Source organism: Haloimpatiens lingqiaonensis, from assembly GCF_901447495.1.
GTDB classification, from domain to species: domain Bacteria; phylum Bacillota; class Clostridia; order Clostridiales; family Clostridiaceae; genus Haloimpatiens; species Haloimpatiens lingqiaonensis.
This window is the reverse complement of record NZ_CABDWS010000029.1, coordinates 1-24,874: the sequence shown is the minus strand read 5'-3', so window position 1 is coordinate 24,874 and position 24,874 is coordinate 1. Positions and strand designations below refer to the sequence as shown.

Genomic DNA, 24,874 nt, shown 5'->3' with positions numbered 1-24,874 from the left:
TTGGATCTTCTCTACAGAAAGGGTATAGTGTATCCAACATACCTAAGTTAAAAACTAACTTTCTAAAGCAATTATAGCTTTTTCTAATGATTGCATATCTTCTATATTTACTACTTTTAATCTCCTGTTTACCTTTTTTACAAAACCACTTAAAACCTTTCCTGGTCCTATTTCTACAAATGTATCTACTCCATCTGAAACCATTTTATTAATAGTATGTTCCCACATTACTGAGCTCATTACTTGTTTCTTTAAAATTTCTTTTATTTCTTCCTTCTTAACATACTCAGCTGTAACATTTGTTATAAGTGGAACTTTTAATTCTTCTATTTTAACTTTTTCTAATTCATTATATAATTTTTCTGCTGCATCCTTTAGCATTGATGTGTGAAAGGGTCCACTTACATCTAAAAGTATAGCTTTTTTAGCTCCCTTTTCCTTCAATATTTCTACAGCCAGCTCTACAGCCTTTATTTCCCCGGCAATTACTATTTGGCCAGGACAGTTATAGTTAGCCACTTCCACTATTCCTGCTTTTGAAGCTTCTATGCAGCAGTCTTTAATTACATCTTTATCTAATCCAATAATAGCCGCCATAGTTCCTACTCCATATGGCACTGCTTCCTGCATAAACCTTCCTCTTTTTTTTACAAGCTTTACGGCTTCCTTAAACTCCATTGCCCCACTGCAAACTAAAGCAGAGTATTCTCCTAAGCTTAATCCAGCAAGCACATCTGGCTTAATACCTTTTTCCTCTATAGCCCTTAAGGCTGCTATACTTGTAGTTAATATGGCTGGTTGAGTATTTTCTGTTTTATCAAGTTCTTCCTTTGAACCTTCAAAACAAATATTGCTTATGCTAAAACCTAAAGCCTCGTCTGCATCCTTAAATACTTCTTTGGATACCTCAATATTCATAGCCAGTTCTTTTCCCATACTCCCATACTGGGCACCTTGTCCTGAGAACAAAAAAGCTATTTTTCCCATATTGCTACCTCCTGAACATCCTTTGAGTAAAACTTAAAGTTTAACTTGTAGTTTAAGCTCAAGTATAAACCACACTTCGCCCACCCTTTGAGCAAAGCTTAAAGTTTAACCTAAGGAATAACCTTGTAATATGCCATTACTTTTTTGTAATGTTTTTTACTATTTCCTCAGCTTCTGCAAACATCTCTTCAATAATTTCCTTACAGCTTCCTCTTTTAGATATAAGTCCTGCTATTTGACCAGCCATAACTGATCCACCTACCATATCTCCTTCACGAGCAGCTTTTCTTAAAGCTCCTGCCCCCAATTTTTCAATTTCCTCTAATGGGGCATTTTCTTTCTCTAAAGCAGTGTATTTTCTTGATAGTTGATTTCTAAGAATTCTAACTGGATGACCTGTACACCTTCCTGTAACTACTGAATCTATATCTTTAGCTGCTATTACCTTTTCCTTATAATTTTCATGCACAGTACATTCATCTGCTACTAAAAATCTAGTTCCCACCTGTACACCTGCTGCTCCTAGCATAAAGACTGCTGCTACTCCTCTTCCATCTCCTATGCCTCCAGCACCAATTACTGGTATATTAACTGAATCCACTACCTGAGGAAGTAAAGCCATAGTAGTTAGCTCTCCTATATGTCCTCCAGCCTCACAGCCCTCAGCTATTATTGCATCTGCCCCTGCCTTTTCCATTCTTTTAGCTAAAGCAGTGGATGCAACTACTGGAATGACTTTTATACCATGCTGTTTCCATATCTCCATATACTTGCCTGGATTTCCTGCTCCTGTGGTTACAACTTTTACTTCTTCTTCACAAACCAGCTGGGCTATTTCATCTGCATTTTCACTTAAAAGCATTATATTAACTCCAAAAGGCTTGCTAGTAATCTTTTTAGCCTTTCTTATTTCTTCCCTTACATAATCAGTTGGTGCATTTCCTGCTGCTATTATTCCAAGACCCCCTGCATTAGCCACTGCTGCTGCCAAGTTACCATCTGCAATCCATGCCATAGCTCCTTGAATTATTGGATAATCAATTCCTATCATTTCACAAAATTTTGTATGAAACATCATAACACCTCTATATTTTCTGCTATAATATATTTGAACTATAATACCTAAACTTTTTATTTATTTTATATTTGGGGAAATCTCTTTTGGTTTCCCTCTTTTTTATATTTTCCATTTATTTTATAAACAGAGCTCTTAGCTTCAGATGGAATTTTTACTCCATCTGAAGGTTAGAGATCGTTATCCAGGGACGTAGCTGACGTTATCTCCCACTTTGTTAGAAGTGGGAGTATTACGGCAGGTAGTCATCGGATAAACAGATTAACTGCTATAATACACCAAGCGGAATAGTTGTTACTAATTTATACCTTATATAAATACCAGCAATACTATTCCGTCTTGGATCTTTAAATATTCTTTTTTATTATTCTGTTTTTGATTCTACGTACTTAACTATGTCGCCTACTGTCTTCATATCCTCAATGTCTTCATTTGGTATTTCAATACCAAACTCATCTTCTAAAGACATAACAATTTCGAATATTTCTAATGAATCTACCCCTAAATCATCTGTAAATGTTGAAGATAACTTTACTTCCTCTTCATCTATTGATAATTGCCCTGCTATTATTTTTTTTATTTTTTCAAATACCATTTTTACTCCTCCTAAAATAATTAAATATTTTTATATGAAATTTTCTTTTTTATTAATATTAGCACCGTATAATTCTATAACATACCAAAAGCTACATCTTAAATTTCTAGTACATACTTTGTATTACCATTGTATAAGGCTATAACCCCAGGTAAGTCCTCCACCAAAGGCCACAAGTATAATCTTGTCACCCTTTTTTAAAAGTCCTTTTTTATTCATTTCATCTAAAGCTATTGGTACACTAGCACCAGAAGTATTTCCATATTTATTTAAATTAATGTAGAACTTACTCTCATCTACACCTAATTTTTTAGCTGCGAAATCTATTATTCTTAAGTTAGCTTGATGAGGAACTATATATTTAATATCTTCAATACTATATCCAGTGTTCTTAAGGGCTGCTGTTACACTATTTGCTATAGTAGTAACGGCAAATTTGAATATATCTTTTCCATTCATACCTATTTTTAAGTTTCCCTCTAGTTCTTTTTCTAACACTTCTTTTTCTATATATGGATTCTCCACAAAAGCTGTTTTACAAGTTAATGAGGACCATTTATCTCCTTCAGAAGCAATTTTTATATCCACTATAGCTTCCCTATGGCTGCTAGAAAGTACTGCAGCTCCAGCTCCATCTCCAAATAGTACACAGGTACCCCTATCTTTCCAATCTAATATTTTAGACAATACCTCTGCTCCTATAATCAATGCTTTTTTATATCTTCCGTCCTGCATAAAATTCCTAGCTATCTCCATAGCATATATAAATCCTGAACAAGCTGCAGATATATCAAAGCAAACTGCATTATGGACTCCTATTTTACTTTGAACCACGCAAGCAGTAGATGGAACAAAATAATCTGGAGAAGTGGTAGCTACTATCATCAAGTCAATTTCCTCAGCAGTTATGTTTGCATCCTCCATAGCAGATATAGCCGCTTTAGCTGCCAAATCTGAAGTATTTTCTCCCTCACTTATTCTTCTCTCTCTTATTCCTGTTCTACTAGATATCCACTGATCATTAGTATCCATTATTTTTGATAAATCATCATTACTTACAATCAATTCAGGAAGATAACTTCCTGTACCTATAATCTCTATACCATTCATTTTTATACCTCTTATCTAAAGATATTTTTTACAACTCTCCAGTACCCAGCACCTAGTACCTAAACAGTGCCTAACAAATACTACCTATGCAGATGATATTTTTCTTTAAAGAAATTGTTTAATTTATCTAAAGATTTTATTAGTATATCCTCTTCTTGTTCTGTTAATCCCTCTATAGTAGCTTTAACCATGTCAGAGTGAAATTTTTCATGTACCCTGTAGGCTAGTTTGCCTTTTCTTGTAAGAGCAATTTTTACTACTCTTCTGTCTATTTCATCCCTTTTTCTTTCTACATATCCCTTTTTAACTAAGTTATTTATGGCTGTAGTAAGAGTGCCCACTGTTATATCCAGTGTTTTGCCCACTTCAGTCATGGTTTTAGGCTCATACATACCTATAGCTTCTATAGTGTGTATTTCTGTAATAGATAATTCACTAAAAGCCCCTTCTTTTAGAGCTTTTTGCTCTATTTCCAATATATCATTAAAAGTTTCCACTAAAAGTTCATTTAAAACATTGAACGATTTTTTCATTTTTATCACCACCATTAACTTTGACCATCAAATATTTTGATAATCAAAGTATATACGAATTAGGTTTTTATGTCAATAAATTTTTTGATTATTCTTCTAATTTTACCCAAAACCATTAAAAATTAATCTTTTGTTCATAAATAAAAGACCGCATAACTTTAGAACCTAATTTCCAAAGCCACGCAGCCTTCTTTAAATTTATTAATTCAACTTTCGCAGTTATAAAATAAAAATATAAAATTTGCAGGTAAATAATACTTAGTTAGGTACTAGGTTCTAGGTGCTAGGTACTAGGTGCTAAGTGCTAGGTACTAGGTACTAGGTGCTAGATATAGTCACTATATTTAAAACACAAACTTCCTTAATATCACTTAACTACAACACCAACTCTCTAGCACACTAGCAAACTGGCACACTAGCCCACTAAATACGGCACACTAAATAAGCCCTCTCTCCACCATATCTGTCACCGCAAAAGTAGCCACATCATCCGCATACTTTCCTGGTCCAAAACCTGCATCATATCCTAACTCTTTAGCTAATTCGTGAGTTATTCTTGGTCCTCCACATATCAAAACTATCTTATCTCTTAAGCCTTCTGCCTCTAAAAGTTCTACAAGATTAGTTAAATTTTGAATGTGTACATTCTTTTGTGTTACTGTCTGTGATACCAAAAGCACATCTGCTTTTACTTCTATAGCTTTCTTTATAAAGTCTTCATTTTCCACTTGGCTTCCTAAATTATAAGCTTCTATCATCTGATATCTTTCAAGACCATAATGTCCTGCGTAGCCCTTCATGTTCATTACAGCATCTATTCCAACAGTATGGGCATCTGTACCTGTACTAGCACCTAATATAACTATTTTTCTCTTTATATGCTCTCTTATATAATCATCCACTTCCTCCATAGACATAGTGTCTACTTCTACAGATTGAACATGAATAGACTCATAATCTATAGTTTCTGTACAACTTCCGTATGCCACAAAGAAAGTAAAGTTTTTGTCTAATGCCTTATGATGAACTATAGAAGGCTCTAGCAAACCCATTTTTTTAACTAATTGCTTTGCTGCCTCTACTGCCTTATCTCCATCAGGCACTGGTAGTGTAAAGCTTAATTGTACTTTACCGTCATTCATGGTATCTCCATAAGGCTTAATTTTAGTTAAATCTAATGTTTTGTCAAATTCTTTTTTATCTGTTGAATACAAACCTGCGCTCATTATTTTTCACCCCCAAGCATAAGGTCTATAAATGGATTAAAGTATTTTGAGTCCTTTTGTACAACCCCTTCACGTCCTTTTCCACCATCTATAGGTCTCTTTATGTTGGCAAACTTACCTTTTTCTATGGTTGTAAATAAACCTTCCTTTTCTATATCTCTCAAAAGATTATATGCATTATTTAAAACTTCATCTGCTCTCTTTTGAATTATTCCTCCGTCCTTAAAGGTTATTTCACTTCCAAAATCCTTCATATTACTAAATATATATCTTGCATTTTCAATAGCCAAAGCTCTATCAGACATAAATGGAGTATGAATTGCCTCTGTTAACATTCCAAGTAAGTGAATCTTCTGTCCAGTCATTATCGTTACCATATTAAACAACGCATCTTGCACTTGACCTTTAAATATGTCTCCGGTCATAAATTTAGTTGGAGGCATGTATTTTAAAGGCGCCTTAGAAAATATTTCTCTTGCCATTTGAGCTTGAGATAACTCATATAGGAATCCATTTTCTAGCTCTGGATTCATTTCAAAAGCATGTCCTAATCCCTGCTGCTCTTCTGGTAATCCTGCCATCAAAGCAAATTGCTCATTTATAAATTGGGAAGCTAATACTGTATGAGCCTCTTCCACTGCATCAGATGTGGTTAAATAATTGTCTTCCCCTGTGTTTATAATTACTCCTGCATAACCATTTATAACCCTTGAGAAGAATTGATCTATCATGGTTCTCTTCATATTTATGTCTCTAAATAAAATTCCATATAAAGCATCATTCAGCATTACGTCAAGTCTTTCAATAGCTCCCATTGCTGCAATTTCTGGCATACAAAGTCCTGAGCAATAATTACAAAGTCTTATATATCTATGAAGTTCTTCTCCTACCTCATCTAAAGCTTTTCTCATAAGTCTAAAGTTTTCCTGAGTAGCAACAGTTCCTCCAAAACCTTCAGTGGTTTCTCCATATGGTACATAGTCAAGAAGGCTTTGTCCTGTAGTTCTAATAACAGCAATTACATCTGCACCTTGTCTTGCAGCAGCTACTGCTTGTGTTATATCCTCATGTATATTACCTGTAGCAACTATTAAATATAAATAAGGTCCTTCCTTATCTCCAAATTCCTTAAGCTTTTCTTCCCTTTTATTTCTATTTTCCTTTATTTTTTTTACATATTTTTTAGCTTCAGCAATTACTGCCATCTTTATTTCAAACTCATCATTCATAGGAAGCTTGGTTAAGTCTAATTCTCCTCTAGAAACCTTCTCTGCTATTTCCTGAGGAGTTAATTTAGTTTCTACCATAGCATTTCCTATAAAGTTAGCTGCCCCAATTGAAAGTCCATTGCCCTTTTTAATATTGTCCACTACTACATTTGGAAGTGGTACGTTTAATTCATCCACTCCATCTATTCCAAGTAATCTGCAAATAGTTCTCTCCACAGTTACTGTAGTATGTCTGTCTATAAAATCTTGTGTTTCCTTGGCAATATTTCTAGAGCATTCTCTGGCTTTATTTACAACTTCCCAGTTTAAATTTAATTTACTTTCCATGTTCCTCCCCCTTTTCATAAAATTTTTTTATTATGTCCACTATCCCATCTTCAATTCCCAGTAGTGTAGCTATATTTAGAGCATCCTTTGGTACCTTGTTCTTCCTTGATACCCTCTCCAACCTATAATCCATATGTTCTTGAATTATTTCTACAGATGCTCCCTTATTTAAATCTATCTTCCTCTTTAGAATTTCAAAATTCACATTTTTAAGTCCAATAACTTGATAATGAACCATTCCCTTTTCAACTACACCATCATAGTGAGTAGATATTAACGTCACTGAATTGAATTTTTTTAAATACCTACATAGAGCTTTTACAAGATAGCATCCCTCTTTAGGGTTTGTGCCTCTTGCAAACTCATCTAAAACAATAAATCCTTGCCATCTTTTAGCACATTCTATTACAGAATTAAGCCTTATTATTTCTGCCCCAAAAGTACTTAATCCCTTAGATATAGATTGCATATCATCTGATATAAATCCTATAAAATCTACAATTGGAATAATAGCTTCTTCGCAAAACACAAAAAATCCATGGCTTGCCAAAAACACATTCAAAACTGCTGTTTTCAGCGTTACACTTTTTCCCCCCATATTGGCCCCTGTTATAATAGATACACCTTCTCTTAAATCAACACTTATAGGTGTAAATTCTTTGCCTTTCTTTTCTAATAACTCTTTTATTTGAGGGTTCACTGCATTTTTTAAATTTATTCTCATTTCATCACATATAATTGGTTTTATTCCACCATACCTTATTGATAGCTTCCCCTTAGCCATCAATAAATCTAAAAATCCAATAATATAAATATCTTTATCTATTTTTTCCACATATGCGGCTAATTCTTTTGTCAGCCTTTTTCTTATTTTAAATTCTTCCCCATCTTCTAAAATTACATAATTTAACCGTTCTTCTTTTAACACTTTTATTTTTTCTTCATCTATCTCTAATAGTATTCTTTCTTCTAAAGCTCTTTTTTTATCTCTTATTTCTTTTAACTTACTAGAATAAGCATCATAAATGTAAAAAGTGGGCATGTGCTTGTTTTCCGGATCCAAAAGCTTAAAAGCACCACTTAAGTCCTCTAAATAAAGTTCTGGTATGTTTAACTGTAAATTGTTTAAAGCCTTAATTATATCATCAATCAAACTGCAAAAACTCTTAATTTCAAAGAGTTCTACGTCATCTAATATATTTAGTTCCCTACATCTTTTTATTGAATTTCTTATATCTTTCACCTTACAAAAGGCACATTCTATTTTTCCAAATTCCCCTTCATTGACTTGTAATCCCCTAATTATTTTCTCTAAATTATCTAGTTCGTATATAAGTTTTTCCTTGTCTTTTCTCTGGAAAGGCTTTAAATTCTTTTTTTTATCTCTTCCGTAACAGGTCATTACATTTAGCTCATCCATTATAAATTGAAACCCTACTTGAGCCTTTTGACTTTCATCTAAAAACCTCATTTAATCGCCTCCCATTACGTCTATAACTGGTATACTTACTTTCTTTCTAATTTTTTTTATAAATTCATCCCTAGAAAATTCATATCCATAAGGAGATGTAGGATTTACAGTTACACATATCACATTTATAGTGTTTACCCCTTTAATTTTTCCCCCTAATTTTTCAAACTTATGTAACGTATCTTTTTTTATAAATATTTTTGTACCATCTTCTACTAATATGGTTTTATCTCTAATTTTATCTGGGTATTTACATATATCCTCTAAAAACTTATCTGAAAGAATTCCTTTAACTACAATATATTTTGAATTTCCCCCTAATTTGTCTATCAACAACTTAGCTCCTTCTAAAGCCATTAAAACATCTATTTTTTCTATACTTCCATCCCCATTTATTATCCCCAACTTATAATTTTCATATATTAAATTTGCTTTCCTTCTTACTTCTTCATCATTAATTCCTTCTATTGATAGATTTTTCAGTGTATCCACTGTGCTCTCCACCACTTTATTCATGTCTCTATCTAAAGCTGCCCCCGTTGATAATATAGCAGCTTCTGTAATTACAGGACATGCACTGCTTTTTCTACTTATAGCACCATCAACCAAAACCATTTGGCATCCGAATTCCAAAAGTTTATGGCATACATATGATATATATGTATTTATTGAAGGTCCCCCTAGTTCTATATATCCGTCACTTAATGCTCTAACTATTATAACCTCTCCCATGGGTGTATTTATGCCCGTGGTATAAATAATCTCCCGCGTTATATCCCCGTTTAATAAACACTGCTTAGCTGTGGCTATCATAGTACCCTTTTCTACATATATTTTAGGTTTTTCCGTACTTGTTACCCTATCTACTTCTTCACCATCTCTTCCTATGGAAGTAAGTCCAAGGGAGAGCCTCCCCCTTGAACTATTTATTAAATGATTTAATACAGTAGTTTTACCTACGTTTTTATCCATACCTATTATGGATAAACTGTTGTATTTGTCTACAATGTCTAGTAGACTAATCTTCATTATGTTTCCCTCTTAAATTTCTTTCCAATCCTACAGGCTCCAATGCCATTTTTTCATCCTTTATAAGTGAAGCAACCCCTATAAGCTTATCTTTTCTCTTTTTCTCACATACTTCACAATGACATTCTGAATGATAATCTTTTGGTTCCTTGTAAGTAGTTATAACGCCTTCAAAGTTTCTAAGAATAACTCTATTTTCCCCTTGAGATATTACGTAGTTTGGCATTACAGGTATCTTACCGCCACCACCAGGTGCATCTACAACAAAGGTAGGAATACAGAATCCTGATGTATGTCCTCTTAATCCTTCCATTATCTCTATGCCTTTGGATACTGATGTTCTAAAGTGCTCAAGTCCCATAGACAAGTCACATTGGTAGATATAGTAAGGTCTTACTCTTATTTTTACCAATTCGTGAACTAGCTCTCTCATTACATGAACACAGTCATTTACACCCTTAAGTAAAACTGATTGGTTTCCAAGAGGTACACCTGCATCTGCTAATTTTGCACAAGCTCTTCTTGAATCCTCTGTTATTTCATTTGGATGGTTAAAGTGAGTATTTAACCAAACTGGATGATATTTTTTAAGCATATTTACAAGCTCATCTGTAATTCTCATAGGAAGAACTACTGGTGCTCTTGAGCCTATTCTTACTATTTCCACATGAGGTATTGCTCTTAATTTCTTTATTATATATTCCAAAACATCATCAGAAACTAAAAGAGCATCTCCGCCAGATAATAAAACATCTCTCACTGAAGGCGTATTTGCTATATACTCTATAGCCTTGTCAATTTGTTCCATTGGAAGAGACTTGTCATTATGTCCTGCAAATCTTCTTCTTGTACAATGTCTGCAATACATAGAACATTGATCTGTTATTAAGAAAAGTACTCTATCTGGATATCTATGCGTTAATCCAGGCACTGGTGAATCTGTATCTTCGTGTAATGGGTCAAGTAGGTCAGCCTCTGATTTGTGCAATTCTAAAGCTGTTGGAATTGCCTCTTTTCTTATAGGGTCAAAAGGATCATTAATGTCAATTAAAGATAGGTAATATGGAGTTATTGCCATTCTTAAAGTATTTGTACAAGTTCTAACTCCTTCCTCTTCTTCTGCAGTAAGAGGTATATATTTTTTAAGTTCATCAACATTTTCTATTCTATTTTTAACTTGCCATTTCCAACTATACCACTCTTCATCGCTTACATTCGGAAATAGTTCCTGCCTTCGATTTACCTTCAAGATAATTCCCCCTATTTATTAATTTATTTTTATATCCCCAATTTTATTGTTAATTTTTAAATGTCAAGCTCCTATAGGGAACTAGTTATTACTTTAGATATATCTTTCTTCAAATATTTTTCTTAAAGTTTCACTTTCTCTTAATTCTTGTAATGTTATTTCTGCATGGTCTTTAGTATATCCGTTTCCTACTATCATTGTAACATCTTTTCCTACGCCTTCTGCTCCAAGTGCTGCCTTTGTAAAGCTTGTAGCCATTGAGAAGAAGTAAACTACTCCATTATCTCTAACTGGTAATATACAAGACATTTCAGTGTTTGGTATATTTACGCAGCTTATAGATATATCCACTTCTTTTCCTTTATTAGCTTCTAATGTTTTATTTAAAACAGCCATTGGTTCTTGTGCACTAGCTAATATAGCTTTGTGACAGAATCCCCATTTTACTAAATTATCTGCCTGCTCTTGTTTTCTTACTAAAGCTATTACATTACCAGTTGGTCCAACTCTTTTTTTAGCTTCATAGCAACAAAGCATTCCTGATTTACCAGCAGCTCCTAATACTAAAACGCTGTCTCCTGGTTTTACTAATTTTGCAGTTTGAGCTGGTGCTCCTGCTACGTCTAAAGCTGCAAGTGCAAGATTCTCTGGCATATCATCTGGAAGTTTTGCATATATTCCACTTTCAAATAATATTGCTTGGCCCTTTATATCCACTCTATCTATTTCTGGTTTAACATCTAATATTTCTTCAATTTTTAATGGAGTAAGTGATAATGAAACTAGAGAAGCTATTTTGTCCCCTACTTTTAAATCTCTATCTTTTAAATCTTCACCTATTTTTGCAACTGTACCTATAAACATTCCACCTGAACCTGTTACAGGGTTTTGTTGCTTTCCTCTTTCCCCTACTATTTCCATTATTTTAGCTTTTATTTTTTCTATGTTTCCCCCTGCTTCTTCCTCAATTTGTGTAAAACTTGCTGAGTCTATATTTAGTGATTGAACATCTACTAATATTTCATTGCTGTATATCTCCATATTGTTGTCAATTTTATAAGCCGCTTGAGTTAATACTCCTTGTGGCTCAAGTACTCTGTGAGAACCGTATTTACATCCTTTTTTCATGATAAATCCCCCTTATTTTTTTAATCCTAGTATTTCTCTTGCCTCATCTGGTGTAGCTATTTCTCTTCCAAATTCCTTTGCAAGTCTAACAGCTTTTTCTACTAGCTCTGCATTGGATTTAGCAAGTACGCCCTTTGATAAATACACATTATCTTCAAATCCAACTCTTACATGACCACCCATTAATATAGCCATAGCTGCCATTGGGAATTGATTTCTGCCTATACCAGATACTGTGAAGGTAGATCCTTCTGGTATGCTCCCTGCCATAAACACAAGATCTCTTGGCTCTGCGCTTATTCCACCATTAACTCCCATAACGAAATTAAAATGCATTGGAGTCTTTATATATCCCTTCTTACAAAGCCTTTTAGCCATGTCTATCATACCTTTGTCAAAAACCTCTACCTCTGGTTTTATTCCTAAGGCTATCATTTTTTCCCCAAACTCTTTTATGGTATTTTCAGTGTTTACGAATATTTCATCTCCACCAAAATTGCATGTACCACAATCCAATGTAGCCATTTCTGGCTTTAACTCTGTAGGTTGCAGCCTTTCAGCATTTGTCATGCCCACAGCTCCTCCAGTAGATGGTTGTACGATTACATCAGGACATCTTTTCTTAATTTCATCTATACACGCCTTAAATCTTTCTTTTGATTGAGTTGGTGTGCCGTCATCTTCTCTAACATGTAAATGTATTATGCTTGCTCCTGCTTTATAGGCTTTTTCAGCCTCATCTCCTATTTCCTGCACAGTATAAGGTATTGCAGGATTGTGTTCCTTTGTAACTTCTGCCCCACATATAGCTGCCGTAATTATAAGTTTTTCCAATGTATACACCCCCAAGTTAGTGGGCTAGGGGACCAGTGGGCTAGGGGGCTAGTATAAAACTTAACCTTCTAGCTAATTACTACACTGGGCCACTAGCTAACTACACTATAATTATTTTTACTATTTAACTTATTATTTAGCTCAACCTTCGCACATAAATTTCAAGCTCTACATTAGATTAATAAGCGTTTTTAATTTATAACTGCCAAAGTTGAATTATTTACTTTCTTTGCTTGTCCTTTGGAACTACGCAGGTTCCACTGGCTTTACATACAACTATAGGCTCTTCTAAAACATCTGCTGCAGAGTCATTTAAGTCTGTTCTTGGCACTATAACCTTTCTTGCTTCGAAAACCATTTTTCTTGATGAGTTTCCTTCGCTTACTATTTCCCCTTCTGCTTCTATATAGTCACCAGCATAAACTGGAGCTAAAAATTCTACGCTGTCATAAGCTCTAAATAGTCCTTCATCTCCATCGTGTTTTATTAAAAGTTCTGTGGCCACATCGCCAAAAAGTTGCAACATTCTTGCCCCGTCTACTAGATTTCCACCATAATGAGCATCATGGCTGCTCATTCTCATTCTTATTAAAGCCTTCATTTCCATACCCCCAAGAAAATTATTAGTTTTGTAAAATATAAAAAGCTATTTATGCAATGAAAAGATTTTAATGTCTTTTTCATTACATAAATAGCTCTTCATAACATAAGTCATGACAATTAAGAAATATTTACACTTCTTAACCAAAGATTTATTCAAGAACAAATAAAACTTTTCGGCAGATAAGCCCTTCATTTTTAACCTTGAAGGTTCTTCTTCTTAACATTTAAAAATTACCGCAAATCTGCTCCTCTATTTATGTACATTTTTTAGTTTGTTTTTTAATTCACAATAACATTATAATATTAGCCTCTCTTCTAGTCAATATATTTTTCAGAAAATTAAAATGTTTAACACTATTTAGAAAAGATTAATTATTAAAACTAGTGTTCAATAAAATTAGCCCTTGTATAAAAGCAAGGGCTAATTCTACTATATTTATTTTTACTGTTTATCTTCTTTTTTCGCGAGCAGATTCATTCTTGCCTAATTTTTTTGATTCGTTATTTGCACCTATTTCCTTTGACATTTCAACTTCCATGTCTCTCATTTCTGATTTTGTTTTTGGGTTTACCTTTTTATTATCCTTATTATTTTTATTATTTTTATGTGCCATGAATTTTGTTACAGATTATGCTATGCAAGCATCTGTAACCATCCTCCCTTCATTTATGTTTTTATAGTTCTAATTTTCCCTAAAAACATAAAAATATGCACAAAAATAATATTTAATCCCTACTTATTATTTTATATATTTATTGCAGCTGAACTTCCTAGCATGGATACTACAAATCTCTTCCATTACCTATAAAACATAAAGATAGCATGTCCGGCCCTGTATGTGAAGCTATAACAGGTCCTACAAAATTTATCATAGTATCCTTAACTCCAAACTCTTCTTTAACTGTCCTCTCTAGGTTAGTTGCATCCTCTACACAATCCCCATGACTTATCATGATTATTTGATTCTCAGGTTCTTTAGCTCTTTCCTCAAACTTTTCAAGAAGATACTTTATAGCCTTTTTTCTTCCTCTAACATTTGTTACATTTATAAGTTTTCCCTCATTATTTATAAATATAATAGGATTTATTTTCATCAATGTACCTATGGTTGCAGCTGTAGCAGATATCCTTCCACCATATCTTAAATGCTTCAATGTTCCCACCATAAACCAGTGATTTATATTTAATTTATTATTTTCAACCCATTTTATTATTTCTTCCCTTGAACATCCTTTTTTCATCATCTCTACTGCATTATATACCAATATTCCTTGGCCTATACATGCACTCTTACTGTCTATTATAGTTATATCCGCATCTTTATATTCCTCAAGTACACTTTCCTTAGCCATATTGGCACTATTTATTGTTCCACTTATAGCAGAAGACATGCCTATATATATGATAGATTTACCCTCTTTTATAAACTTAGTAAAAACTTCAGTAAACTGATATACATTTACTTGAGATGTAGTTGGCATCTCACCATTTCTTAATCCATCATAAAACTGCCTATAAGTAAAGGTTTTTCCAAAATCATCTTTGTAATCAGAATTATTAAAATGACAAGTTAAACTTACAAAAGGTATATTATTTTCTTCAATATACGATAAAGGTAAATCACAACTTGAATCTGTCATTATTATAAAATCCATAAAACCTTCTGCTACTCAAAATATGGTCAAATGTATCCATATTGAGATTATTACTGCTTCAATGTACTCTGCTTTGCCGAAGCTACTACAGTTTGTATAGCACTCCACAGTCGTTAATTCCCCAAATAGCCTTGGGTACATATATAAGTGCTTGTTTAATTAAGCTATCTTATATTCTTTTGCATTAGCTAAATTTATTGAAGCATTTAAATCTCTATCAATAGAAAGTCCACAACTGCATTTATAAACTCTATCAGATAGTTTTAAATCTTTTTTATATGCTCCACAACAACTACATATTTTACTACTAGGATAGAATCTATCAACTATCCTTATTTCAATATTGTTTTGCTTGGCTTTTGAAATAAGCTTACTTCTAAATTCATAAAACTTCTGCCCAGCAACTGTTTTAGCTAAATGTCTATTCTTCATCATTCCACTTACATTTAAATCTTCGATAGTTATAAAACTTGGCTTTTGTTTTATTAACTCACTTACCGTTTTATTTATATAATCAGTTCTTATATTTGTAAGTCTTTGATGAAGTTTTTGCACCTTGACTATTTGTTTTTGGATATTTTGACGAGTAGCTTCTCCTTTCTCAATATTATTTCTTAATTTCAAGCTCTCATATTTCCTTGAAAGCTTTCTTTGCTCACGTTTTAGTTTCTTTTCTGCTTTTTTAACTCTTTTAGTTTTGTTAATATTCTTTTTAGTTAAGCCATTATTACAAATTGCAAAATTCTTTAATCCAAGGTCTACGCCTATTCCTTCTGAATAAGGTTTATTGTCTAATTTTATAGCTTCTTCAACTAAAATTGAAACAAAATATCTATCTGCTTTTTGGCTTACTGTACCACTTTTAACTATAGCGTTAACTGGAATGTATCCAAATTCTTTTAATCTAACCCAACCTAAGGTTGGAACTTTAACCCTATGTCTTTCAATAGCCCAATCTGTTTTATTATTCTTTGGAAAGTAAGCTTTAACATCTTGGTTTTTCTTTTTCTTAAATTTAGGAAAGCCGCTTTCCCCTTTAAAGAATTTCTTGAATGCTTTTTCTCCATTCATAATGGCTTGTTTAGTAGCTTTGGAAGACACTTCTTTAATCCAAGCTTTGTCAGGATTATTAGGAATATATTTGTTATTAAGCCATTTAGAAAAATCCATACCACTAATAAATTTTTTCTCTTTTTCGTAAACTTCTTTATTATGAGCAATATAAAAGTTGTATATAAACCTACTTACACCAATAGTTTGATGAATTTTAGTTATCTGTTCTTCTGTTGGTTTAATTTCTATTTTGTATGCTTTTTTCAACTTCTTCATCTTCCTTTATCTTTTTCTTATATTTTCTTTATATTGTTCATAAGTATAATATCTCCTATTTGTTGGTGTTCTAAACGCTTTTAATATTACTTCGTTATCCCATCGTTGCAATGTTCTAATTGATACATTAATTAATTCTACAAACTCATTTGGTTTATAGTTATTATTTTTCAAATGTACTCACTTCCTTTTCGTAAGCACATTTTACTATTTCTAAGTACATCTGTATATACTTTTAGCAACTAAAGGTATCCTCCTTTTATGTAAATTTATTATTATATAATTACATTATATAGCAATTTTAAACAATTTCAAAATATTATTATCTGAATTTACACAAATAAGGGACTGTGGCATTAAGAAATTCATATACAGTATATTGGTTTGAAATTTAATATCAAACTCAATGTGTTGTAAAATTTATTCTTAATGCAACAGTCCCTATGTATTACTTTAGATATTCTATTGGATTTATAGGTGTTCCATTTTTTCTGACCTCAAAATGCAAGTGGGGACCAGTACTTCTTCCAGTGTTGCCTACCTTTGCAATTATATTATTTTCTTCTACCTTATCCCCTACTTTAACTAATAATTCATTGCAGTGTGCATATCTAGTTTCTAATCCATTACCATGATCGATTATAACTATTTTGCCATATCCATCCTGCCACCCTGAAAAGGTAATAGTTCCCGCATAAGCTGCATATATAGGGCTTCCTATGGCAGAAGCTATATCTATTCCATTATGCATTCTCCCCCATCTCATACCAAATCCAGAGCTTATACTTCCTCTAGATGGTTTGGAAAAACAAGTTGCTCCTAGCACTGCTGGATTTTTGGAACCTACTACTATGATCTTATCCTTGCTACTTTTTATAACTTTTTCACCTATAAATTGTCTATTTACTATCTTTTCATTTTTAACAGTTACTTTAGAATATACATCTTTTAATCCCTTTTCCCCTTGCTGTTTAATTTCTCTTTTTCCCTTTAACATTTGATCTGATGCCTTCATTACTGTGCTTGGCATAATCTCTTTTCTTTCTTCTACTACGGATGTAAACTCTACATTTATAAGCTTATGCTTATTTAAAATCGCTTTAGCAATCTTTTCTCTAGAAGCTTTTTTATCTATACAAATTTTACTTAAAGGTACTCTACACTTTTTTAGCTTTACATTGTCTATCTTAAAATCATTTATACTCTTTAATTTTAATATTTCTTTGTATTTATTTTTAACTTCTTCCTTAGCAAGGTTATATTCTTTTTCATTGTCTAAAGAACCTAAATATTCTTCTTTACAAAATACTCCATAGGTTTCTACTGTCATATTAGTATTTTTAAAGAAATTATTTATTATACTTTCCTCACAGGATAACCCCCTTCTTTTTAAATTCATTTTTAAAACTATGGTATCTTTTCCGTTTTTATTGGTAAATCTTCTATCTATTCCTTCATTTATCTTCTTTTCTAATTTAGTATAGGTTTTTTTATTCTTAACTATCCCTATACTATTGCCATTTAATAATACTTCATAAGACTTATTACTAAGTATGTTATAATATAATAAGCATACACAAATAGCAATAAAACCTATGCTAATATATTTTTTGCTTTTTTTACTCAAAACTTTTACCGTCTTTTCCTACATAGTATATATCTTAATTATATTATGCAGACTTAACGGTCTTCAGCTCCTTTCACAATTAATTTTAACCTTTTAGGTTAATTATTTATTTAGTCACTTTCTTAATATGCCCTAAAAATGAAATTTTTATTTAAAACAACAAATTTATCATTTGATATTTTAAAGATTTTGAGTTAAAATTCATTAGCAAAGATTATAATATTTTTATTTTGCAAAATTAACATATGTAATATATAACATTGTATAAATTAGGAAGGATTGATTTTCCATGGGTACTTTCGTTTTCAAAAATAAAATTTATGAATATACGCCTGTAAGTAACATTTTTATAGAGAAATATATGCCTAAAGCTAGAGGAGAATTTGTTAAAGTATACCTTTTAGGATTAAAATACTGCATTTCTGGAGAATTAGGAGTAAATTCCTCCATGATGGCATCTACATTAAATCTTCTAGAAAGCGATATAATGAATGCTTTAAACTACTGGAATGACGAAGAAGTAATAAAGCTAATACCTATAGATAATATGGGTAACTTCAATATAGACTTTTTAGATTTAAAGAGCAGCGGTGAAGAGGAGGATGTAGAGAAGGTTAATTTATTACAAGAACTAAATAAAAGCTCCATAAAAGATATGCTTCAAGACATAGAAAAACTTGTGGGAAGACCTCTATCCCCTAGGGAAATGACTATGTACTTAAGTTGGCAAAAGGACTTTGGATTTACTCCAGAAATAATACTTCTCTTAATTCAATATTGTATTTCAAAGGGAAAAACAGACTATAGATATATAGAAAAAATAGCCATATCTTGGAATGATGAAAATATAAAAAATGTAGAAGATGCTCAAACTTATATAAAGAAACACGAAGATAAGTGGATTAAGATAAAAAAGATACTTAACTATCTAGGTATCAAATCCACAGATATTATGAAGCCTCAAGAGCAAATGATAGATAAATGGATAAATGTATATAAATTTAATTTAGAAATCATATATAAGGCTTGTGATATTTGCTTTGAAAGAATAAATAAAGCTGACTTTAAATATATAGATGGAATTCTAAATAGCTGGTTCAAGGAAAACATAAAAACTTTAGAGGATATAGAAAAAAGAGATAAGAAAAAAACTAGTTCCTACTCACCAGCTAAGAAAACTTCGTATAATAATGCTAAAAATAGCACCTTCAACGATTACTCTCAACGTCAATATGACTACGATGAGCTAGAAAAAAAATTATTAGGATGGGATAATGAATGATTAACGCATACCAATCTCAAATACTAAAAATGTATGAAAGCATAAGAGAAAATGAAGAGAAAGCCTTAAAAAGCAGAAAAGAAGAAGTATACAATAAAATACCTAAAATAGATGCCCTAGAAAAAGAAATAGCTAGGCTTTCTATACACTTATCCATAAATATATTAAAGGATGTTGAAAATAGAGAAGGGTACTTAAAGAATTTAAAAGAAAAGATAACGGATTTGAGAGTTCAAAAAACAGAGCTTTTGGTTTCCTCTGGATACCCACTGGATTATTTAGATATGCATTATAGATGTACTAAATGCAATGATACAGGCTTTATAGGAAATAGAAAATGTTCATGCTATAAAAGGTATCTAATTAAACTATATTATAAAAATTCTGATCTAGAAACATCCTTTAAAAAAAATAATTTCGATAATTTTAACCTAAACTTATACAGCACTAAAAAAACTGATACAGAAGTAAAGAGTCCTAGAAAAAATATGGAGGAAATATTCCTTAGGGTAAAGTCTTATTTAAAAAGCTTCTCACAAGAAGATACTAATTTATTATTTTATGGTAATTCAGGCACCGGAAAAACCTTTCTATCTCATTGTATAGCTAAATGGCTTATAGATAGAGGCAATTTTGTTGTATATAGAACTGCAAAAGAATTAATAGAGACCTTACGTGATGCCCGCTTTAATGAAAACAAAACACTGGAAGACTTAATATTAAACTGTGACCTACTTATAATAGATGATTTAGGCACGGAACAAATAACGGATTTTTCTAAATCTGAATTATTTAATTTAATAAACTGGAAGCTTTTAAAGGGAAAAAAAATGCTTATTTCCACAAATTTATCTCTAGAAGAACTTTCTAAACACTACTCAGAAAGAATTACTTCAAGACTATTTGGTAATTTTGAACTATATAAGTTTTATGGTGACGATATACGTGTAAAAAGAAATTTAAAAGAAATACGTTAGTAAAATATACTTAACTCAACTTTCGCATATAAATTCTAAGTGCAAGGTAAGAAGTAAGAATAGGTAAAAAGTAAGAACTATTACTTACAAATTAATTATAAAAAACTCTTAGAGTTTTATCCTTAACTCTTACTCCTTACTTCTTACCTAATACCTATTGCTTACCTGCAAATTCTATATTTTTATTTTATAACTGCGAAAGTTGAATACTTAACTTATTACATATATCTCAATACATTTATAAAAAATATTACCTAGTATCTATGATGTTCTGTATTTATATGTAGCATTATAATTTATATGTAGTGTAATATTTTTTTGCAAAAAAAACAAAAAATTCTAAGTAAGTATTTCCTTACTTAGAATTTTGGAGCTGGCAATAGGAATCGAACCTACAACCTGCTGATTACAAGTCAGCTGCTCTGCCAATTGAGCCATGCCAGCTTATATGGCGACCCAGAAGGGACTCGAACCCTCGACCTCCGGCGTGACAGGCCGGCACTCTAACCAACTGAGCCACTGGGCCATATATATTTTTTAAATAAGTGGTGGGCACAACAGGGCTCGAACCTGTGACCCTCTGCTTGTAAGGCAGATGCTCTCCCAGCTGAGCTATGCGCCCACATATGGTGACTCCTAGGGGAATCGAACCCCTGTTACCACCGTGAAAGGGTGGTGTCTTAACCGCTTGACCAAGGAGCCTTACTATTTATCAACGCTTTTATCAAGCTGGTCTGTCGCGCTGACAAATAATATAATACAAGATTATTTACCATATGTCAACATGTTTTTTAAAAAATTTTTTTAGCTCTTTTTATTTTTTTTAATTTTTGCTGAAATATAGTAAAAAAAGCCGTTCTAGCCTCTTCTCTCTACCCATCCTATACTTTCCATTATAATAAGAGCCGTATCTTCTATAGCCCTTTGAGTTACATCTATGACTCTACAGCCGAGCCTTTTAAACACCTTATCTAAAAAATCGAACTCCTCTAAAATTCTCTCTTCATTGGCATAATTTAAATTAAAATTATCTCCACCAAATTTTAAAAGTCTGTGCTTTCTAATTTCTATAAGATCCAATGGATTTATTGTAAGACCTATTATTTTCTTTTTATCTATTTCATATAACTCATTTGGCACCGGAACTTCTGGCATTAGGGGTACATTAAGTGCTTTTATACCCTTATTAGCTAAATACATACATAAAGCTGTCTTTGAACTTCTAGAAAGCCCTACTATAACTACATCTGCATTCTTTATTCCACTTACATCTTTACTATCATCATACTGTACAGCGAACTGCATAGCTTCAATTTTTTTATAATATTCATTATCAATATTCCATACGGCCCCTGGCTCATATATAGGTTGCTCTCCAGTAATTTTAGCTGCTATATTCATACAAGGGCTTAGCACATTATAAACAAATATACCTTTTTCTATACATCTTTGCACTAGAAAGTCTCTTATCTCTGGCAAAATTATATTTGAAATCACCATGCATTTTTCTGGAGAATCTATGGTATTCATAAATTCATAAACATCTTCTAATGTCTTTATGTATGGGACTCTTTTTACATGCATTTTCACTTTAAATTGACTAGCTGTAGCCTTAGCCACCAGTTCTGCTGTTTCCCCTATAGAGTCAGAAACGGCGTATATTTTAAACATATTGCGCCCCCTTTTTTTATAATATAAATTTCATAGCTTTAAAATTTTAATTATTTTTTTATTTAAATGTATATAATTGTATTTTCCTACATAAATTTTAATCTCTATACTAGATTAATAAAGGTTTCTAATTTAAAATTTAGAATGCAAAATTAATGAGTTTTATCCTTTCAGTTAAAAATGAATTAAAGGGTTTTTAAATAAAATAAATAACACATATTATTTCATACCTGATAATTGTACTAAAGCACAATCCTCTATAGCGATTATATTGTTTTCTCTACAATAATTAAGAATTTCTTCACTTTCTGCTCCCGGCTGAATTAATACTTTATTGATAATTAAAGACTTTGCTTCCTTAAGTATTTCTAAGCCTAAAGCAGGGTTTATGCATAAATCTATAACTTCTATTTGGAAAGGTACATCCTTTAAACTTTTATAAACGCCTTCTCCCTCTTTCTTAGGGTGAACTCCCACTACCTTAAAACCTTTACTTTTTAATTTATCCAAAATTCTATATGCATATTTACTTTGATTTATAACGTCACCTACCACTACCCAATTTTTGTAATTTAATAATTCACTCGCTACCATAGCCTCGCTTGATTATTGATATTTTATATTACAAATGCTTATCAAAAATCAAGCTTTTCACCGCCTCTCTTTATTATATTTATGTTTATTATATCCTAATTTTTTTACTTGTATCAATGATGTACTTTTATATTTAAAAATTTAATTGATACAAAATTAAGCCATTATTGCATATTCAAATACTTTCATTGAAAAAATATTATAAAATAATTATAATTAAGCTAAATAGGATAAAATATTATTTGTATACTTTAAAGCTTGCAGTTACCCTTCAAGCTTTTTTCTATAAATATCCAAAAGGAGCGATTAATTTTGAATTACGATATTATAATAGTAGGGGCTGGAGCCTCTGGTATCACTGCTGCCATCACAGCTAAAGACATGGGCTGCAACGTAGCAATTTTAGAAGGCAGTGATAGAATAGGTAAAAAAATACTTACCACAGGAAACGGCAGATGCAATATAACTAATGAAAATATAATTCCTTTAAGATATCACAGCAATAATCCTAATTTTTTTGTAGATGTTTTAAATGAGTTTACATATAAAGATACTATTAACTTTTTTTACTCTCTAGGGCTTCCTTTAGTAACCCTAGATGAGGGCAAAATGTACCCTATGAGTCTTCAGGCCTCTTCAGTTTTAGATGTGCTTAGACTTGCCCTAAGTGAAAAAGATATTCCCCTTCACTTAAATACAAAAGTTAAAGATGTAAAATCTAATAAAAATGGTTTTAAACTATACTGTAGCAATGGCGAAATATTCCAATGTAAAAAACTAATAATAGCTACTGGTGGAAAATCTGCAGCTAACACTGGTTCAGATGGTTCTGGATTTAATATATCCAAATCTCTAGGCCATCATATAATAAATCCTGTACCAGCCTTAGTGCAGCTTAAACTTCAATATAATCACTTAAAAGCCCTATCAGGAGTAAAATTTGATGGTTTTGCAGAAATTTTTGTAAATGGTAAACCTATGAGAAAAGAATTTGGAGAAATACTTTTCACAGACTACGGCATATCAGGCCCTCCTATTTTACAACTAAGCAGAACTGCTTCTTATAATTTAGATAAAAAAAATGAAGTTATATTAAAAGTAGATCTTATGCCTAATTTCTCTAAAGAATCTTTAATAGAGTTTTTAGAAAATCATTGGGGAACTTTTAGCTATAGAACTGTACAAGAATCTTTTATAGGAGTAATAAATAAAAAAGTAATACCTATACTTTTAAAAGAAGCCGGAGTTACAAACATACATAAGCCTTGCTGGGACTTAGATTGGAAAGAAAAAAATAATATATTTACACTGCTTAAAGAATGGGCTTTCACCGTTATAGACACAAACGGCTTTAAAAACGCCCAGGTAACCGCAGGAGGCATAGACACCACTGAAGTTAATCATAGCACTTTAGGGTCTAAACTTATACCTAATCTCTACTTCTGCGGAGAGGTTTTAGATGTGGATGGTGATTGTGGCGGATTTAATCTGCAATGGGCATGGAGTTCTGGAATTGCAGCTGCCAAAAGCGCCGGAAAATAAAAATGTTACGACACAAAATTCTTATAATTGACAATGGGCAATTGACAGTTGACAATGATGGATGTTTTACCAATACATACAAGACACTTATGATATATATGGAAGTAAATTGTTACAAATATAAGAAAACTAAAGATATTATAGCTTGTTTTGAAAAGGTGTATGAGAAAGATAGTGTTTGTTATATGGATGTCTTTATCGCTATTGAGAGTTGATTTTGTTTAAATGAAAAGAGCCTTTAAATATAAAATAAAAAATATGTATGTTTATTTTTTATAGAAATTTGATATAATATAAATAAGAAAAGCTTAGTGCTGGTAACACTAAGCTAAGTTTTAGAACGTTTTAAGTTTTAGTGCTATTGGATTGATTAATTAAAACAATATAATCAGATGAAAAGGCACAACTATTCTTGGTGGGATGTAGTGCTTTTTTCATTTGTTTTAAATTTTAATTTAAAACATTTAATACTTATGTTAAATTCAAAATCTAATTCTTTAGAATTTGAATTTAGAGCTTTAACTATAAAAGGAAAATTTTTCTTCGTTGCATTACGAAAAATTTTAGAATTTAAAAAAGATAAATAACATAATTTCACGTTGTGAAATTATGTTGTCTTTTTTGGGGTTTAATTTAAATCTTTTATTGGCGACAGCCAGACTTAATATATAAATGAGTAAATTTCATATTTTATAATCATTGATTTTACTAACTTTTTTATTATTCAAAAAGGAAATTCACCCCAAAATGTCGAATATTTAAGTAGCACCCAAAATAAACAACAAAAAGGAGTGAATACT

At 31.8% G+C, this 24,874-nt stretch carries 23 protein-coding genes, 4 tRNA genes, 1 pseudogene and 1 riboswitch; of the genes and pseudogenes, 4 read left to right on the top strand and 24 right to left on the bottom strand.

From position 1 onward, the window contains the following. Positions 1-54: 54 nt before the first annotated feature. From fabD to FGK85_RS07450, 18 genes and pseudogenes are all read right to left on the bottom strand, one after another. Positions 55-987: an ACP S-malonyltransferase gene (fabD, locus tag FGK85_RS07535; protein ID WP_138205256.1), complete on the bottom strand. Its 933-nt coding sequence runs from the start codon at positions 985-987 to the stop codon at positions 55-57. Between the two features lie 136 nt (positions 988-1,123). Further along, complete coding sequence (gene fabK, locus FGK85_RS07530; protein ID WP_138205254.1) at positions 1,124-2,062, bottom strand: enoyl-[acyl-carrier-protein] reductase FabK; 939 nt, start codon at positions 2,060-2,062, stop codon at positions 1,124-1,126. 364 nt (positions 2,063-2,426) lie between these two features. Further along, positions 2,427-2,657 (bottom strand): acyl carrier protein, encoded by a 231-nt coding sequence (gene acpP / locus FGK85_RS07525; protein WP_138205252.1) that lies wholly within the window; start codon positions 2,655-2,657, stop codon positions 2,427-2,429. Positions 2,658-2,780: 123 nt separating this feature from the next. Further along, a complete protein-coding gene (locus FGK85_RS07520) occupies positions 2,781-3,767 on the bottom strand; it encodes a beta-ketoacyl-ACP synthase III (RefSeq protein ID WP_138205250.1) in 987 nt (328 codons plus the stop codon). Positions 3,768-3,847: 80 nt separating this feature from the next. Continuing rightward, positions 3,848-4,300, bottom strand: coding sequence for a MarR family winged helix-turn-helix transcriptional regulator (locus tag FGK85_RS07515; protein WP_138205248.1), 453 nt, complete (start codon positions 4,298-4,300; stop codon positions 3,848-3,850). Between the two features lie 437 nt (positions 4,301-4,737). Further along, positions 4,738-5,526, bottom strand: coding sequence for a lysine 5,6-aminomutase subunit beta (kamE, locus tag FGK85_RS07510; RefSeq protein WP_138205246.1), 789 nt, complete (start codon positions 5,524-5,526; stop codon positions 4,738-4,740). Further along, on the bottom strand, positions 5,526-7,082 hold the full coding sequence (kamD, locus tag FGK85_RS07505; protein ID WP_138205244.1) for a lysine 5,6-aminomutase subunit alpha: 1,557 nt from the start codon (positions 7,080-7,082) through the stop codon (positions 5,526-5,528). Before kamD ends, kamE begins: the two co-directional genes overlap by 1 nt. After that, complete coding sequence (gene kamC, locus FGK85_RS07500; protein WP_138205241.1) at positions 7,072-8,553, bottom strand: lysine 5,6-aminomutase reactivase ATPase KamC; 1,482 nt, start codon at positions 8,551-8,553, stop codon at positions 7,072-7,074. The genes kamD and kamC overlap by 11 nt, the downstream gene beginning before the upstream one ends. After that, positions 8,554-9,582, bottom strand: a complete 1,029-nt coding sequence (gene kamB, locus FGK85_RS07495) for a lysine 5,6-aminomutase reactivase subunit KamB (protein WP_138205238.1) — start codon at positions 9,580-9,582, stop codon at positions 8,554-8,556. Then, entirely contained in the window at positions 9,572-10,831 is a 1,260-nt protein-coding gene (kamA, locus tag FGK85_RS07490; protein WP_138205235.1) for a lysine 2,3-aminomutase, read from the bottom strand. Before kamA ends, kamB begins: the two co-directional genes overlap by 11 nt. Before the next feature lie 93 nt (positions 10,832-10,924). After that, positions 10,925-11,959, bottom strand: coding sequence for an L-erythro-3,5-diaminohexanoate dehydrogenase (gene kdd, locus FGK85_RS07485; RefSeq protein WP_138205232.1), 1,035 nt, complete (start codon positions 11,957-11,959; stop codon positions 10,925-10,927). A gap of 12 nt (positions 11,960-11,971) precedes the next feature. Next, a complete protein-coding gene (kce, locus tag FGK85_RS07480; RefSeq protein WP_138205228.1) occupies positions 11,972-12,793 on the bottom strand; it encodes a 3-keto-5-aminohexanoate cleavage enzyme in 822 nt (273 codons plus the stop codon). Positions 12,794-13,013: 220 nt separating this feature from the next. Then, positions 13,014-13,394: a 3-aminobutyryl-CoA ammonia lyase gene (kal, locus tag FGK85_RS07475; RefSeq protein WP_138205224.1), complete on the bottom strand. Its 381-nt coding sequence runs from the start codon at positions 13,392-13,394 to the stop codon at positions 13,014-13,016. Positions 13,395-13,477: 83 nt separating this feature from the next. Continuing rightward, positions 13,478-13,657: riboswitch (Lysine riboswitch) on the bottom strand. 188 nt (positions 13,658-13,845) lie between these two features. Next, positions 13,846-14,010, bottom strand: coding sequence for a small, acid-soluble spore protein, alpha/beta type (locus FGK85_RS07470; RefSeq protein ID WP_138205221.1), 165 nt, complete (start codon positions 14,008-14,010; stop codon positions 13,846-13,848). Between the two features lie 169 nt (positions 14,011-14,179). Next, positions 14,180-15,052 carry a DegV family protein gene (locus tag FGK85_RS07465; protein WP_138205218.1) on the bottom strand — a complete coding sequence of 291 codons (873 nt, stop codon included), beginning with the start codon at positions 15,050-15,052 and terminating at the stop codon, positions 14,180-14,182. A 159-nt stretch (positions 15,053-15,211) separates the two neighbouring features. Next, entirely contained in the window at positions 15,212-16,381 is a 1,170-nt protein-coding gene (locus tag FGK85_RS07460) for an RNA-guided endonuclease InsQ/TnpB family protein (RefSeq protein WP_171011357.1), read from the bottom strand. A 24-nt stretch (positions 16,382-16,405) separates the two neighbouring features. After that, positions 16,406-16,555, bottom strand: a pseudogene (locus FGK85_RS07455) (MerR family transcriptional regulator); the annotation flags it as partial. A 274-nt stretch (positions 16,556-16,829) separates the two neighbouring features. Next, positions 16,830-18,008, bottom strand: coding sequence for a M23 family metallopeptidase (locus FGK85_RS07450; RefSeq protein ID WP_138205216.1), 1,179 nt, complete (start codon positions 18,006-18,008; stop codon positions 16,830-16,832). Positions 18,009-18,297: 289 nt separating this feature from the next. Here FGK85_RS07450 and FGK85_RS07445 point away from each other — a divergent pair, with 289 nt between their 5' ends. Both FGK85_RS07445 and FGK85_RS07440 read left to right on the top strand, forming a co-directional pair. Next, entirely contained in the window at positions 18,298-19,290 is a 993-nt protein-coding gene (locus FGK85_RS07445; RefSeq protein ID WP_138205214.1) for a DnaD domain protein, read from the top strand. Next, entirely contained in the window at positions 19,287-20,267 is a 981-nt protein-coding gene (locus FGK85_RS07440) for an ATP-binding protein (RefSeq protein WP_138205212.1), read from the top strand. Before FGK85_RS07445 ends, FGK85_RS07440 begins: the two co-directional genes overlap by 4 nt. 368 nt (positions 20,268-20,635) lie before the next feature. Here the strand turns inward: FGK85_RS07440 and FGK85_RS07435 are convergent. The 6 genes from FGK85_RS07435 to FGK85_RS07410 all read right to left on the bottom strand — a co-directional run bounded on the left by FGK85_RS07435 (position 20,636) and on the right by FGK85_RS07410 (position 22,532). Beyond that, positions 20,636-20,711, bottom strand: a tRNA-Thr gene (locus tag FGK85_RS07435). A 5-nt stretch (positions 20,712-20,716) separates the two neighbouring features. Beyond that, positions 20,717-20,793: transfer RNA gene (locus tag FGK85_RS07430), tRNA-Asp, on the bottom strand. A gap of 20 nt (positions 20,794-20,813) precedes the next feature. After that, positions 20,814-20,889 (bottom strand) — tRNA-Val (locus FGK85_RS07425). 5 nt (positions 20,890-20,894) lie between these two features. Continuing rightward, positions 20,895-20,969, bottom strand: a tRNA-Glu gene (locus FGK85_RS07420). A 156-nt stretch (positions 20,970-21,125) separates the two neighbouring features. Next, a complete protein-coding gene (locus tag FGK85_RS07415; RefSeq protein WP_138205210.1) occupies positions 21,126-21,938 on the bottom strand; it encodes a pyruvate, water dikinase regulatory protein in 813 nt (270 codons plus the stop codon). A 219-nt stretch (positions 21,939-22,157) separates the two neighbouring features. Then, the gene (locus FGK85_RS07410) at positions 22,158-22,532 is read right to left on the bottom strand and encodes a CoA-binding protein (RefSeq protein WP_138205208.1); all 375 of its coding nucleotides are present in this window, start codon (positions 22,530-22,532) and stop codon (positions 22,158-22,160) included. Between the two features lie 312 nt (positions 22,533-22,844). Here FGK85_RS07410 and FGK85_RS07405 point away from each other — a divergent pair, with 312 nt between their 5' ends. After that, positions 22,845-24,074 (top strand): BaiN/RdsA family NAD(P)/FAD-dependent oxidoreductase, encoded by a 1,230-nt coding sequence (locus FGK85_RS07405; protein ID WP_138205206.1) that lies wholly within the window; start codon positions 22,845-22,847, stop codon positions 24,072-24,074. Between the two features lie 2 nt (positions 24,075-24,076). Further along, positions 24,077-24,289: a hypothetical protein gene (locus tag FGK85_RS07400; RefSeq protein ID WP_138205204.1), complete on the top strand. Its 213-nt coding sequence runs from the start codon at positions 24,077-24,079 to the stop codon at positions 24,287-24,289. Positions 24,290-24,874 lie beyond the last annotated feature (585 nt).